The following is a 14,251-nucleotide window of genomic DNA, read 5'->3' on the forward strand; positions in this document are numbered from 1 at the left end:
GACCGGCGACCGGGGCCGACGACCCGAACCGGCTTGTCAGGTACCGGGCTTGTTCCCGTACACGTACACCTCGTCGCCGGTGTGCAGCAGTCCCCAGTACGCCTGGGCGTCCGCAGGCCGCATGTTGACGCAGCCGTGCGAGCCGGGCGGCGAGGTGACCGAGCCGTCGATCGCGTGGAACGCGATGCCGCCGTCGAAGAACTGGCTGTACGGCATCGCCACGTCGTAGAGCGTCGACCAGTGGTTCATCGCGCGGTAGTAGACCTTGTGCAGACCGGTGCGGGTCTCGAAGCCGTCCCGCCCGGAGCGGATGGCGACCGGCCCGTAGACCCGCTTGGCGCCGTCCTGGATCCAACTGACCTGCCGGCCCAGGTCCACGCACGCGATCCGACCGACGTCGGTCGGGCAACCGCCCTCCCCGCCGGCGGCCTTGCGCTTGATCACGCCGTAGGTGACGGGCCCGGCGTAGCCGGCCGCCGGGCGGATGCCGTTCTGCGCCTGATAGGTACGGATGGCGCGGCAGTCGGCGGTGGACTGCCGGCCGTCCACCTTGAGCCCCAACGCCTTCTCCACCTGGCGCTGGTACGGCCCGGTCCGCGCGGTACACGCGGAAGGGGCCGCGCTCGCGGGCGCGGCCAGGAAGACGGTCAGCGGAACCACCACGGCGGTCGCGGCCGCGACCGCCCCCGCTCGCAGGCACGTCCGTGTGAATACACTCATCGGCTCTCCCTTCGCGCCGTACGCTCGTCCGCAGTTCTGGTGCGGCACGCCCGTACGCCGGCCATCGGCGGGTACGCGGGCTTCTACAGTCGGCCGGTCCGACACAGAGTCGACAACGGCGCACGCCTGTCGCCGTACCGGTTGGTCACGACCCGACGCTACCCAGTGAAAAGCAGCGATATACGCGGGATGGCAGTGGAGTTCGCGGCCCGACCTGCGTCGACGAGCATCGCACGGTCCGGCCGGGCCGGTCCCAAAGGCGTTATCCGGCGCGCGGGTTCGCCTGTGCGTGGCGCAACGAGCCGTTGTAGGCCGTCACTTGAGGCCTGAGGGCGGGAACGGGTCTCGGAGGCCGCTGAGACCCGAGCCGGGAAGCCGAACGCGAAGTGCACTCGTGGCCGGCCCGGGCCGAGCGCCGAGTGGACCCGACACCGGCATCGACACCGACTCGGCCCACCACCGGTCTCCCGGCTCCGCCCTGCCCGGCCCGGCCCCGGTCTCCCGGCCCCGGCCCCGGCCCCGGCCCCGGCCGACTATCCCCCCTCGCCGGCGGGCGCACCCCCGAGCTTCGCCGGCACCAAGACCAGCGCGACCAGTGCGGCCAACACCAGCAGTCCGCCCGCCGCCGCCAGCGCGACCGCGTACCCGTGGGCGAGTTCGTGCTTGGACCCGCCGCCGTCCGGTCCGATCACCGACGCGGCCAGCGTGACCAGCCCGGCCAGGCCGATCGAACCGCCGATCTGTCGCGAGCTGTTGATCAGTCCGCCGGCCATCCCGGCCTCGTGCGCGGCGACTCCCGCGGTCGCGGCGGTGCCCAGCGGCACGAAGCACAGCCCCGCGCCGATGCTCGCGACCAGCGACGGACCCAGGATCGAGCGCAAGAAGGTGCCGTCGACGTCGAACGCGAGCCCGAACCAGCCGAAGCCCACCGCCGCGAGCACGCCGCCCAGTCCGAGCAGTCGCCCCGGACCGATTCGCGCCATCGTCCGGGTGGCGAGCACCGAGCCGATCACGATCCCGCCGGAGAAGGGCACGAAGGCCGCGCCGGCGGCGGCCGGTCCGTAGTCGAGCACCTGCTGGAGGTAGAGCGACGTGAAGTAGAACGCGGCGAACTGGCCGGAGAACAACAGCATCATGAACAGGTTCGCGCCGAGCACCGGCCGATGGGCCAACAGTCCCATCCGCAACAGCGGGTCGGCGACCCGCAGTTCGACCAGCACGAAGGCCGCCAGCAAGACCGCGGCGGCGGCGAGCGTACCGATCGTCACGGCCGACCCCCAGCCCTGCCGCTCGGCCCGCACCACGCCCAGCACCAATGTGGTCGCACCCGCGGTGACCAGCAGCGCGCCGGCCGGGTCGAGCCGGGGCGCGGCGCCGGGCACGGGTCGATCCGCCGGCAGTCCCCGCGCGGCGAACACGGCGAACGCGACGATCGGCACGTTGATCAGCATGACCGCCTGCCAGCCCACCGACTCGGTGAGCAGCCCGCCGATCAGCACTCCGAACGCACCGCCCGCCGCGGCCGCCGCGCCCCACAACCCCAGCGCCCTGGACCGCGCGGGCCCGGCCGGGAAGGTCACCGTGATCAGCGCGAACGCCACCGGCGCGAGCGCGGCCGCGCCGATCCCCTGCACCGCGCGGGCGGCGATCAGCGCGGCGGGCGAGGTGGCCAGTCCGCCGCCCAGACCGGCCAGGCCGAACACGGTCAGGCCCGCGACCAGTGTGCGACGGCGGCCGACCAGGTCACCGATCCGACCGCCGAGCATCAGCAGCCCGCCGAAGCTCAGCGCGTACGCGTTCACCACCCACGGCAGCCCGTCCGCGCCGAAGCCCAGGTCGTCGCGGATGTCCGGCAGGGCCACGTTGACCACGGACATGTCCAGCGCGACGGTGAACTGCACGGTCAGCACCACGACCAGCAACATCCGGGTCGCGCGCGGCATCCGGACCGGAACGGCCGCCGATTCGATCGTCCCGGTCATGCCCGCTCCCCCGCCCACTCGGCCCGTCGCTCCAGACGGGTGCCGGAGCGTCGGGCGATCGACATCAGATCGGCGGGCTCCTCGAACTCGAGTCGATGCCAACGCCCGCGCGGCACCAGGAACGCGCTGCCGGCCCGCAGGGTCACCGGCGACTCCTCGCCGGTGCCCTCCTCGGCGCGCAGGACGATCCGCAGCGCGCCCGTCCACACGCACACCACCTCGTCCGACTCGGGATGCGTCTCCCAGTGGTCGGCATGCAGGTCGGCGTCGGTCTCGACACGGAAGGCGGCCACCTGCCACCCCTGGTCGGCGCCGCTCATCCGGCGCTCCCCGATGCTGATCCGGCCGCCTTCGGCCAACCGGAGGGCACGCTCGAACACATCGACGTGAGTCATCGAAACTCCTTGCCACAAAAGGGGATCGGGCGCATCCGGGCGCGCCCGTCCGGCTCGGCGAGAGCCGCCGGAGCCGCGTTGACGTACTCTGTACGTGAACAATGCCCATCGAACACGTACGCTGTACGTAAGTCAAGGAGGAGGATCGTGCCCGCACCCCGAAAGTTCAGCCGCGAGCAACTGCGCACGGCGGCCCTGACCCTGGTGGACGCACACGGCCTGGGTGCGCTGACCATGCGCAGCCTGGCCGCGGCGCTGGGCACCGGGGCGATGACGATCTACAACTACGTGGACGGCCGCGAGGGCCTGGAGGGGCTGCTCGTCGAGGCGGTGATGACGGACGCGCTGCCGGCTCTCGACGAGCAGTACGCCCAGGACGACGACTGGCGGGTCGACACCCGCCGGCTCGCCGAGGCGAACTGGCGTGCCGTACGCGCCCATCCGGACGTCATCCCGCTCATCCTCACCCGCCGGATCACCGACGGGTCCACGCTGGCGCACGGCGAGGCGTTGCTGCGCGCGCTCGCCCGCAGCGGCCGGCGCGGGGCCGACCTGCTGTACGCGTTCCGCGCCGTGACCGGCTTCGTCACCGGCTTCGCCCAGGCCGAACTGGCCGGCCCGCTCTCGATCGCGCCGGACGAGGACGTCCGGGCGATCACCGACCGGGCCCGCGCGCTGCCGGCCGACCGTTTCCCGTACCTGATCGAGATCGCCGGGGCCGCCGCCCAGAGCACGCCCGAGACCGAGTTCCACGCCGGCCTCGACCTGCTGATCGCCGGCCTGGACGCGCGCCCGGCCGGAGCGCGGCCGGACCCGCCGTCCGGGCCGCACGGGACGTGATCGGAGGATCAACCACGGAACGCGATCCGAAGATCAACCGCTATGTCCGGGAATGGTCGCCGAGGTTCGCTCGTTGTACGGAGCAGTCGGTGAACGGGTGTCCCCGGGCCCAACCTTTGCCGCCGCGAATTACCGTTCGGCTGGAGTCGCGGCGTGCCCCCCGCCGAGAGGTGATCCCGCTCACCGACGCCTGAACGACGGCGCCGCCCCCTCCCCCCGAGGGCGGCGCCGTCCTTTGTCGTGCACGGCCGCTTCCCGTCACGGCCGCTTCCCGTCTTCGGGCGGCACGCGCGCCGCGGCGTGACCCATGCCATACCCGGACCGATCGTCCGCGCCGCAACCAACATGTGCGTGAAGCCGTCCGTTTCCGAGGAGGCCGCCGTCACGACGACGGGCGGCCGGCACCTGTTCGGTCCGTTCCGGCCGCCCGGTACGGTGTCGAGCCAGTCCGCGGCAACGCGGCATCGGTTCGACGACATCTTTCTCGGGGGTCGTTTTGAGTTCCGCACCGGAGTTTGGTGGTCGCCGTCGGCGCGCGAACGCGTCGCGACCACCCTCCTCCGACGCGGCCCCGACCACTCCCGCGACGGACGGCGAGGAAGCCGGCGCCGAGCCCGCCGCCGACGCGCCCGCCGTACCGCGCGCCCGCCGAGGCGACGACACGTCGGGCGGTCGGGCCGCCCGACGGTCCAAGCGCACCGGGCACGGCAAGCCGCGCCGCTTCCGCAAGCTCAAGATCACCGCGCTGGTGATGTCGCTGGTGCTGGTCGCGCTCGGGATCACCGGCTACGTGATCTATCAAAAGCTCAACGCCAACATCAAGCACAGCAAGCTCAACACCAGCGACGTGGACGTGCCCAAGGAGGCGCCCGACGAGTTCGGCCGCACCCCGATGAACATCCTGATGATCGGCTCGGACGGCCGGAACGACCCGACCGACTGCAAGCTCGGCGGCGCCTGCGACGGCGGCGCGCCGAGGGCGGACGTGCAGATGTTGCTGCACGTCTCGGCGGACCGCAGCAACGCGTCGGTGATCAGCATCCCGCGTGACACACGCGTGGCGATACCGGCCTGCACCGACCCGAAGACCAAGCAGAGGTTCCCGCCGATCAACGCCACGATCAACGAGAGCCTCGGTCGCGGCGGGCCCGGTTGTGTGGTCGGCACGTGGCAGTTGCTCACGAAGATCCACATCGATCACTTCATGATGGTCACCTTCTCCGGTGTGGTCTCGATGGCCGACGCGGTCGGCGGGGTCGAGGTGTGCGTGCAGTCGAACATCCAGGACGAGGCGGTCGAGTACGTCAACGGCGAGCGGCACGTGGTCGGTTCGCACCTGCGGCTGACCGCCGGCAAGCACAAGATCCAGGGCGAGGACGCGCTCAAGTGGCTGCGTACGCGGCACGCCTTCGAGGACGGCAGCGACGTCGGGCGCACCCACGCGCAGCACATGTACCTCAACTCGATGGTGCGCACGCTCAAATCGAACAGCACGATCACCAACCCGATCAAGCTGTTCAAGGTCGCCGACGCCGCGACCAGGTCGCTGACCGTCGACGACGGCCTCAACGGGATCCAGAAGCTCACCTCGTTGGCGACCACGCTGAACAAGGTGAACACCAACCGGATCACCATGACCACGATGCCGCACGACGCCGATCCGCAGGCCCCGGATCAGCACCTGGTCCCGGCGGCGAGCGCGGAGACCCTGTTCAAGATGGTCCGCTCGGACGTCGCGTTCGACAAGAACGGCCCATCGCCGGGCACCGAGACCACCACGCCGCCCTCGACACCACAACCGCCCCCGCCGCCCGCGGTGGACAAGGCCGCGATCCGGATCACCGTGGTCAACGGCTCGACCAGGACGAGCCTGCCCGGCACCGTCACCGAGGGCCTGATCGCACAGGGCTTCACGAAGACCACGAAGGACCCGAACCCGATCAGGCGGCAGACCAGCGCGGTGATCTTCCCCGCCAAGGACCAGGTCCAGGCGCAGGCCGTGGCCGACGCGCTCGGCCTGCCCGCCACAGCGTTGTCCCCCCAGCCGAACGCGACCCACGTGACGGTGCAGATCGGCGCGGACTGGGGCTCCGGAGCCACCTTCAAGGGCACCGGCAAGAGCAGCACCCCCTCGGCGCCGCCGTCCGCCCCGCCGCCCCCGCCGGCCGGTGAACTCCCCAAGGGCTCCTCCGCCCTGAACGCTTCCGAAGAGGGCGCGTGCATGAAGGTGTACACCGAGGCCAAGGACCGCAACGGCAAACCGATCTACACCTGGTAGCCGGCGCCGGGGAACACCGGCCCAGGCCGAGCGATTCGGGGCCTCGGTCGGCGCCGGTGCACGTCTCGACGGCGCGACCGAGCCTGAAATGTGGTGCGAATAAAGCCGGTTCACCCCCAATCGTCCCGACGCCGAGTCGGCCGCCTGTCGGAAAGACGTCAAGAAGACGGTAAGGTGGCCCTACCGAAGACACGTCGTACGTCGGCCTCCGCGCCGACGCCGTCCTCGGTGGGCGAGGACTTCGGCCATTGCGGCCGGATCCGCAGGGCTGGTGAACCGGGGTTCCGGTGACCGCAGTTCGCCCGCCGACCGAGCGCACAGCGCCATCGCGACTCTCGCGTCGCCATCCACCGCAGGCGGTCACGCTCGCGTCGAGCCCCGGCACGCCGGTACCCGCCGGCCCACTCCCGGTGGGATCGACGTCGCGCGCCGGCCGCGCCCCGGGTGGCTTCAGCGCCGAACTTCCGCCGCCCCGCCGGGGCGTGTCGTCCGAAGACGGTGCGCGCACGGTCCGACCCGCGACCGGTTCCCACCGGCCGCGGTCTCCCATGACCCGAACCACCGGCGACCCGGGTGCGAACCCCGGATCCGGACGACTGGAAACCAGGTGCCCCCGATGACCGCCATCCCCCACCATCGCCCCGTCGGTCCGCTCACCGTCGCGCAGGCCATGCGGCCCGCCGAGCTGCGGATCGACGTGAACACCATGGTCGACAAGGCCGTCGACATCATCCGCGTGGCCGACGCGGACCACGTGATCCTGCACGCCGAGGACGGCCGCTGCCTCGGCGTCGTACGCCGGGCGCAGCTCGCGCCGTACCAAACCCGCTCGTGGTACACCGCGCGCACACCGATCGGGAACATCAGGCACGACGGCGGCCCGTTCGCCCGGCCGGAGATGCCCGCTGGCGAGGCGCTGGCCACCATGCGCGCCCGGGGCATGCGGGTGTGGGCGGTGACCGACGAGGCCGGTCGAGCCGTCGGCCTGCTCACCCCGGACGCGCTGCGCACCGCGCTCACCGGCGAGCCCGGCCCGCTCGACGCGGCGGCCTGAAGTCCGGACGCCTAACCGGCCGCGCCCGAGGCCGCCGGATAGTCCACGTATCCGCGCGCGCCCCCGCCGTACACGTCCGCCACCGGCGGCGCGGCCAACGGCAGTCCCTCGGCGATCCGCGCGGGCAGGTCCGGATTGCTGATGAACAGCCGGCAGAAGGCCACCACGTCGGCCGGTTCGGCGGCCGGCAGCCGCTCGGCCGTCGTCGGGTCGACCGGCGTCGGCCCGTTGTGGTTCGCGATCAGCGTGCCGGTCCGGCGCGGACGCAGATCCGCGAGCGCGGCGTAGTCGCCACGCTCCAGCACGTGCAGGTAGGCCAGGCCGACCGGGTCGAGCGCGTCGACCAGGGCCGGGTAGGTCCCGCGCGCGTCCGCCTCGCGGATCTGGTTCTCCGGGTTGTCCGGCGAGATGCGCAGGCCCACCCGGTCCGCGCCGATCTCGGCGGTGACCGCGGCCACCACCTCCAGCACGAAGCGCAGCCGGTTCTCCCTCGATCCGCCGTAGCGGTCGGTGCGCAGGTTGGTGTTCTCGGCCAGGAACTGCTGGAACAGGTAGCCGTTGGCGCCGTGGATCTCGATGCCGTCGAACCCGGCCTCGATCGCCCGCCGCGCACCGCGCGCGAACGCGGCGACCACCTCCTCGATCTCGGCGAGGGTCAGCGCGCGGGGGGTCACGTGCGGCGGCAGGCCATCGCGCGTGAAGATCGGCGCCTCGGTGATCGGCACGGGCGAGGGCGCGGTCGGCGTCGTGCCGTCCAGGGTCACCGGGTGCGTCATCCGGCCCACGTGCCACAACCGGGCGAAGATCCGGCCGCCCGCGTCGTGCACGGCGGTGGTGATCTCACGCCGGCGTGCGACCTGTTCGTCGGTGCGCAGTCCCGGGATGCCGGGGCCGGACTTGCCGAGCGGGTGGATCGAGATGCCCTCGGTGATCAGCAGGCCGGCTCCGGCGCGCTGGGTGTAGTGGGCGGAGGCGTGCTCGCTCGGCACACCGGTGGTGTCGTCGGCGCGACCCCGGGTCATCGGGGCCGTCGCGATCCGGTTGGGCAGGTCCAGGGGGCCGCGCCGGTACGGGGTCAACAGCGGGTTCGCGGTGGTGGCGGGAGAGGTCAACGCGTCATCCGTTTCATCGGGTCGATCGGTTGCCTTCGGGTCGATCGGATTCGGTGGGATCGGGTCAGCGGTCGAGCGCGGTGACCTCGACCTCGATCAGCCAGTCCGGCTGCGCGAGCGAGGAGACCTCCACGAGGGTGTCCGCCGGATACGGCAGGGACAGGAACTCCTCGCGTAGCACGATCAGCTTGTCCAGGTCCTCGGCCATATGGCGGACGTAGATGCCGACCTTGACCACGTCGGCGAAGGTCGCTCCGGCGGCGGCGAGCACGCGTTCCACGTTGCGGAAGGCCTGGCGGCCCTGTTCCAGGAAGCCGCCTTCGACGGTGCGCCCGTTCTCGTCGAAGCCGGCCTGGCCGGACACGTGGATCAGGCCGCCGGCGCGGATCGCCTGCGAGATCTTGTAAGGCTCGTACCAGTCCGGCGTGGTGGCGATCCGCTGGATCGGGGCTGCGGCGTCGACGGCGGTGGAGATCGTCATGAGGTGCTCCGGGAGTTCGGGAAGGCGTGCACCCAAGGAAGGTGCATGCACATACATTGTTTGCTTGTGCATGCATAATCTGGCACTACATGTAATCTGCTGTCAACAGCGGTCGTACGCTCCACCGGACCGGCCGCCGGGACTCCACCGAACCGGCGACCCGCCCGCCCGGGCGACTCGCCCGCACGGCGAAAGGGGACGGGCCATGGACGCGAAGCTCTGGGAACAGGTCGTCGTGCTGCACGCGCGCGTCGAACACGACCTCGGCAGGACCCTGCAACGGCGGCACGGGATCGGCCTGTCCGAGTACCGCGCGCTCTCCCGGCTCGCGGTCGCGCCCGACGGTGAGCTGCGCATGCAGGAACTCGCCGATTCGATCGGCCTGAACCAGAGTTCGGTCAGCCGCCTCGCGGTCCGCCTGGAAACCGACGGGCTCACCCGACGCGACCTGTGTCCCAAGGACCGCCGAGGCGTGTACACGGTGATCACCGACGACGGGCGCACCCGGCTGGCCCAGGCCGACGCCACCTACGCGGAGGCGCTGACCGCCGCACTGACCAAGGCCGCCGCCGATCCGCACCTGGCGGACGTGACGACGGCCCTGGGCGCGATCCCGGTCGCCCTCTGACCCGGAGCGGTGCTCGGCGCCCGGCCGGGAAGCACCGCCTGCCGCCGGGGCAGCCGGCGGCGAACAGGTGGCGCGGCGCGAAGAGCACCGTGAACCGGGTGCCTCCACGCACACTGACTATTGGTTCACAAACGCTCGTCCGATAAACGAACGTTCCAAGTACGCTGTTTCCGGATGCCCGGCATCGAGATCGACGACGACGCCGAGGACGACCCACCACCCGGAGGCAGCGATGGACCAGGCGAGCGAGCCGAACGATCGAGTCGGTTCGGATCACCGGCGGCCGGGCGCGCCGCTGATCCGGCGCGGCCTGCCGCCCGCCGCGCGCCGCCGGGCGGCCGAGCTGTACTGGGAGGCGTTCGGGCGCAAGCTGGGCACCGCGCTGGGCCCGGCCGAGGCCGGGACGGCGTTCATCGCCGAGCACCTGCACGCGGACCGCGCGATCGCCGCGACCCGGGACGGCGTACTGGTCGGCCTGGCCGGCTACACGCACGGTGGCCGCGGCCTCACCGGCGGCTCGGCGCGCGACGTGCTGCGCGCATACGGCCGACTCGGCGGCCTGTACCGCGTCGCCATCCTGGCCCTGCTCGAACGCAGGCCCGGGTCCTCGGAGTTGGTGATGGACGGGATCGCCGTCGACCCCTCGCAGCGCGGCACGGGCATCGGCAGCCTGCTGCTGGACGAGGTGGCCGTACTCGCCCGCGAACTCGGCTGCCGACGGATCCGGCTCGACGTGATCGACGTGAACCCGCGTGCCCGCGCGCTCTACGAACGACACGGCTTCGTCGCGACCAGAACCGAGCACACGCCCTACCTGCGCGAATTGCTGGGCTTCGGGGCCGTGACCACCATGATCCGCAGGATCGGGCCCGCCCCGACGGCCGCGCGCGGGTGAGCGCGATGGGCCGCCCCGCGCGCTCGTATGCTCGGCCCATGCCAGGAACGCCAGGAGTCGACCCGGTCGAGATCCCGACCCGCACCCTCGTGTACGCGCTGGTGCGGCCGGACGGCAGCGTGGACGCGGGCGAGCTGTACACCGTCGCGGGCGTGCTCGGGATGACCGACCAGCAGATCCGGCTGTGCGTCAAGCGCCTGGTCGCCGAGGGGCGGTTCACCCATCACGGTCGCGGCCGCAAGGCGGTGCTGCACGCGTCCGAGGACACCCTGCGCACCATCGAACCCAACGTCGGGTTCGTGCGCCACGCGTTCCGCCAGGATCGCGGCCTGGAACCGTGGGACGGCACGTGGCGACTGGTCGCGTTCGCGATCCCGGAGTCCGCGCGATCCGCGCGCGACGCGCTGCGCGACGCGATCCTGCGGCTGGGCGGCGCGGCGCTGCACGGCGGCCTGTACGTGTCCGCGAACGAGTGGACCGACCTGGTCTCGGCCGAGGCGCGGCGGCTGGGTGTACCGGACGCGGTAACCCTGCTCACCAGCCGGGACCTGCGCATCGGCCCGCTCGATCACCCGACGGCACTGGCCGCCCACCTGTGGCCGCTCACCGAATTGGCCGAGCGCTACGAGCGCCTGATCGAGATCACCCGCCCCAGACTGGCCCGCCTGGAATCGAACGCCGACATCGACGACGTCGAACTACTCACCATCGGCGTCGAGTTGACCGTCGAATTCGGCCGAGCAATGGAACCCGACCCCCTGCTCCCCCCGGAACTCCTCCCCACCCCCTGGCCCGGCCACCAGGCCCGATCCCTCCTCTCCCAAGCCTGGAAAGCGGTAACCACCCGAGACCACACCAACACAACCCACCGCCTATACCGCCTATACGAACCCACCCCCCACCCCCTCTAACCGACCCGCCCCTCAAAGCCCCAAAACCCCAGCCCATCCCACCGCAACCCATCCCACCAAGCCCACCCAAACCCAGCCCGTCCGGCGCTTGAGGACACCCCGAAACCCCAGGCCGTCCCCCCAAGCCCACCCACCCGACTCCAGCCCGTCCGGCGCTTGAGGACCACAAAGGAACCCGCCGCCCGCGCGGCTAAAGTGCCTCGACGAAATCCCGGACCGTCCCCCGGTGATCATCCACCCGCCAGGCAACCGCCAGTTCACTCGGCGAAAGCCCGTTCACCGGAATGGCCACCGTCCCCGACCGCTGATAGATCGCCGCGTTCCCGGCGGCAAGCAGCACGATCCCGCTCCCCTCCTCGACCGCCGCGAAGGTCTCGTCCGCGTTGCACACCTCCGTACCGACCCGGACCGGCCGCCCACCGCGATGATCGATCGCCAGCCAGTAGTCCCGCAGCGGCCCCGCCGAAGAAGGCAGGGCCAGGAACGGCTCGTCCAGCAGCTCCGCGAACTCCACACTCGGGCGCCCCGCGAGGGGATGGTCCTCGCGCACCAGCACGCACCGCGGCTCGGTCGCCACCACGCGCGTCGCGAACGCGTCCGGGTTCGGGAGCGGCAACCACACCAGCGCGACGTCCACTTCCCCCTCGGCCAGCCCCGCCGTCGCGTCGTCCCAGTCGATCTGCCGAATCCGCAGCCGCCCGTTCGGCCGCCGCAGGGCGTACCCCGCACGCGCGCGCCGCAACAGCCCGCGCCCGACACTCGTGGACAACCCCACCCGCAACAGCGCGGCCTCCGCGGCGACCGCGTCGCCCACCACCCGCTGCGCCTCGTCCCAGCAGCGGATCACCTCGCGCGCCGCCGGCAACAGCGCCGCGCCGGCCGCGGTGAGCGTGACGGCCCGCCGGTCCCGGTCGAACAGGCGGGTGCGCAGCCCGTCCTCCAACTGGCGTATCTGTTTGCTCAACGCGGGCTGCGACACGAACAATCGCTCCGCCGCGCGGGTGAAGTTGAGCTCCTCGGCGGTCGCCACGAAGTACCGAAGGTCTCGCAGGTGCGTGTCCATAGCCATTGGTTATCACAGCCGGTCTTGGACCCGGCGCCGCCGCGGATCCGACGATGGCCGCACCCCGATGCACCGCCAGGACGAGGACGAGGAAGAGGAACTCCCATGCGATACCGCCTGTTCGGCAATACCGGCCTGCGCGTCTCCGAACTGTTCCTGGGCGCGATGACCTTCGGCGGCGAGGGCGGTGTCGGCGCCGGGCTCGACGAGTGTCGCCGGATGCTCGACGTGTACGCGGACGCCGGCGGCAACGTCGTGGACACCGCGATCAACTACCGCGGCGGCGAAAGCGAGCAAATCGTCGGCGAGGTGCTGGAGGGCCGCCGGGACCGGTTCGTGCTCGCCACCAAGTACACCGTCACCCGCGATCCCGCCGACCCGAACGCCTCCGGCAATCACCGCAAGAACCTGGCCCTGTCGCTGGAGACCAGCCTGCGTCGCCTGCGCACCGACTACATCGACGTGTACTGGGTGCACCTGTGGGATCGGCACACCCCGATCGAGGAGACCATGCGCGCGCTGGACGACGCGGTGCGCTCCGGAAAGGTCCTCTACGTCGGCATGTCGGACGCTCCGGCGTGGGTGGTCAGCCGGGCCGACACGCTCGCCGAGTGGCGGGGTTGGACCCCGTTCGCCGGGCTCCAGGTCCCGTACAACCTGCTCAATCGTGACATCGAGCGCGAACTGCTGCCGATGGCCGAGTACTTCGGCCTCTCGGTGGCCGCGTGGGGGCCGCTCGCGAGCGGTGTGCTGTCCGGCAAGTTCACCCGTCCCGGCGGCGCCGAGGCCGGCACCCGCGTCTCGCCCGACTCGCTCGGCGAGCACGAGCACGCCGTCGCCCGGGTGGTCCGGGAGGTGGCCGACGAACTCGGCGCGAGCGCGTCGCAGGTGGCGATCGCCTGGACCCGGGCACACTCGCGCGCGGTGCACCCGATCATCGGCGCCCGCTCGGCCGAGCAGTTGCGCGACAACCTCGGCGCGGTGGACGTGCGGCTGCCCGAGGAGGCGCTGCGCCGGTTGGCGGCGGTGACCGGATACACCGCCGGGTTCCCGACCGACTTCATCGCCTCCACCAGTCCGTGGGTGTTCGGCGACACGTTCGACCGGCTCGACGGGCGGCGCTGACCCGATGGCCCGCACCACCGATTCACTCGCCGCCCGCCCGGGTCGTCGGGTCGGCCCGATCTCGCTGGTGACCGGCGCCAATCGCGGCATCGGCCACGAGGTGGCCCGTCGACTGGGCGCGCTCGGGCACACCGTGCTGCTCGGCGCCCGTTCGGCCGACGCCGCCGAGTCCGCCGCGCGCGAGTTGCGCGCGGCGGGCCTGCACGCCCATCCGGTGCTCCTGGACGTGCGCGACCCGGCCGGTGTACGGCGCGCCGCCACCGAGGTCGAGAAGCGCTTCGGCGGCCTGGACACCCTGGTCAACAACGCCGCGATCACCTACGACACCTGGCAGCGCGCGACCGACGCCGACCTGGACGTGGTGGCCGAGGCCGGCGAGACCAACCTGTACGGGCCCTGGCGCACGGTGCAGGCGTTCCTGCCGCTGCTGCGCCGCTCGGCCCATCCCAGGGTGGTCAACGTGAGCAGCGAGGCCGCGTCGCTGACCAACATGGGCGGCGGCACGCCCGCGTACACGATCTCCAAGGTCGGTCTCAACGCGCTCACCCGGATGCTCGCGGCCGAACTGCGCCCGGACCGCGTCCTGGTCAACGCGGTCTGCCCGGGCTGGGTGGCCACCGAGCCGGGCGGCCCGGGCGGTCGCCCGGTCGCGGCGGGCGCGGCCGGCATCGTCTGGGCGGCGACCCTTCCGGACCGCGGGCCCACCGGCGGCTTCTTCCGGGACACCCACCCGCTGCCGTGGTAGCCGGACGGCCTGCCGGGCCGGC

Annotated in this window: 14 protein-coding genes; 8 read left to right on the top strand and 6 right to left on the bottom strand. The window is 72.0% G+C overall.

What is annotated here, in order from left to right; genetic code table 11:
- Positions 1-36 precede the first annotated feature (36 nt).
- The 3 genes from ACWCPW_RS20690 to ACWCPW_RS20700 form a co-directional block, all read right to left on the bottom strand.
- Positions 37-720, bottom strand: coding sequence for a L,D-transpeptidase (locus ACWCPW_RS20690; protein WP_449763039.1), 684 nt, complete (start codon positions 718-720; stop codon positions 37-39).
- A gap of 533 nt (positions 721-1,253) precedes the next feature.
- Complete coding sequence (locus ACWCPW_RS20695; RefSeq protein WP_449763040.1) at positions 1,254-2,702, bottom strand: MFS transporter; 1,449 nt, start codon at positions 2,700-2,702, stop codon at positions 1,254-1,256.
- Entirely contained in the window at positions 2,699-3,097 is a 399-nt protein-coding gene (locus tag ACWCPW_RS20700) for a cupin domain-containing protein (protein WP_449763041.1), read from the bottom strand. The genes ACWCPW_RS20695 and ACWCPW_RS20700 overlap by 4 nt, the downstream gene beginning before the upstream one ends.
- Positions 3,098-3,244: 147 nt before the next feature.
- On the opposite strand from ACWCPW_RS20700, the gene ACWCPW_RS20705 reads away from it, so the two are divergent.
- The 3 genes from ACWCPW_RS20705 (at position 3,245) to ACWCPW_RS20715 (ending at position 7,269) form a co-directional block, all read left to right on the top strand.
- Entirely contained in the window at positions 3,245-3,937 is a 693-nt protein-coding gene (locus tag ACWCPW_RS20705) for a TetR/AcrR family transcriptional regulator C-terminal domain-containing protein (RefSeq protein WP_449763042.1), read from the top strand.
- 496 nt (positions 3,938-4,433) lie between these two features.
- Complete coding sequence (locus ACWCPW_RS20710) at positions 4,434-6,215, top strand: LCP family protein (RefSeq protein ID WP_449763043.1); 1,782 nt, start codon at positions 4,434-4,436, stop codon at positions 6,213-6,215.
- A 616-nt stretch (positions 6,216-6,831) separates the two neighbouring features.
- The gene (locus ACWCPW_RS20715) at positions 6,832-7,269 is read left to right on the top strand and encodes a CBS domain-containing protein (protein WP_449763044.1); all 438 of its coding nucleotides are present in this window, start codon (positions 6,832-6,834) and stop codon (positions 7,267-7,269) included.
- A gap of 11 nt (positions 7,270-7,280) precedes the next feature.
- On the opposite strand, the gene ACWCPW_RS20720 is transcribed toward ACWCPW_RS20715, so the two are convergent.
- Together ACWCPW_RS20720 and ACWCPW_RS20725 are read right to left on the bottom strand one after the other, a co-directional pair.
- Entirely contained in the window at positions 7,281-8,381 is a 1,101-nt protein-coding gene (locus ACWCPW_RS20720) for an alkene reductase (RefSeq protein WP_449763045.1), read from the bottom strand.
- Between the two features lie 64 nt (positions 8,382-8,445).
- Positions 8,446-8,862, bottom strand: a complete 417-nt coding sequence (locus ACWCPW_RS20725; RefSeq protein WP_449763046.1) for a RidA family protein — start codon at positions 8,860-8,862, stop codon at positions 8,446-8,448.
- A 205-nt stretch (positions 8,863-9,067) separates the two neighbouring features.
- Between ACWCPW_RS20725 and ACWCPW_RS20730 the strand changes: the two genes are divergently transcribed.
- The 3 genes from ACWCPW_RS20730 (at position 9,068) to ACWCPW_RS20740 (ending at position 11,296) form a co-directional block, all read left to right on the top strand.
- Positions 9,068-9,490 carry a MarR family winged helix-turn-helix transcriptional regulator gene (locus ACWCPW_RS20730; RefSeq protein WP_449763047.1) on the top strand — a complete coding sequence of 141 codons (423 nt, stop codon included), beginning with the start codon at positions 9,068-9,070 and terminating at the stop codon, positions 9,488-9,490.
- Between the two features lie 232 nt (positions 9,491-9,722).
- Positions 9,723-10,385 (top strand): GNAT family N-acetyltransferase, encoded by a 663-nt coding sequence (locus ACWCPW_RS20735; protein WP_449763048.1) that lies wholly within the window; start codon positions 9,723-9,725, stop codon positions 10,383-10,385.
- Between the two features lie 38 nt (positions 10,386-10,423).
- Positions 10,424-11,296, top strand: a complete 873-nt coding sequence (locus tag ACWCPW_RS20740; protein WP_449763049.1) for a PaaX family transcriptional regulator C-terminal domain-containing protein — start codon at positions 10,424-10,426, stop codon at positions 11,294-11,296.
- 190 nt (positions 11,297-11,486) lie between these two features.
- On the opposite strand, the gene ACWCPW_RS20745 is transcribed toward ACWCPW_RS20740, so the two are convergent.
- Positions 11,487-12,359: a LysR family transcriptional regulator gene (locus ACWCPW_RS20745; RefSeq protein WP_449763050.1), complete on the bottom strand. Its 873-nt coding sequence runs from the start codon at positions 12,357-12,359 to the stop codon at positions 11,487-11,489.
- Positions 12,360-12,464: 105 nt separating this feature from the next.
- Here ACWCPW_RS20745 and ACWCPW_RS20750 point away from each other — a divergent pair, with 105 nt between their 5' ends.
- Entirely contained in the window at positions 12,465-13,484 is a 1,020-nt protein-coding gene (locus ACWCPW_RS20750; RefSeq protein ID WP_449763051.1) for an aldo/keto reductase, read from the top strand.
- A 4-nt stretch (positions 13,485-13,488) separates the two neighbouring features.
- Complete coding sequence (locus tag ACWCPW_RS20755) at positions 13,489-14,229, top strand: SDR family oxidoreductase (RefSeq protein ID WP_449763052.1); 741 nt, start codon at positions 13,489-13,491, stop codon at positions 14,227-14,229.
- Positions 14,230-14,251 lie beyond the last annotated feature (22 nt).

This window comes from Embleya sp. NPDC001921 (assembly GCF_053594475.1).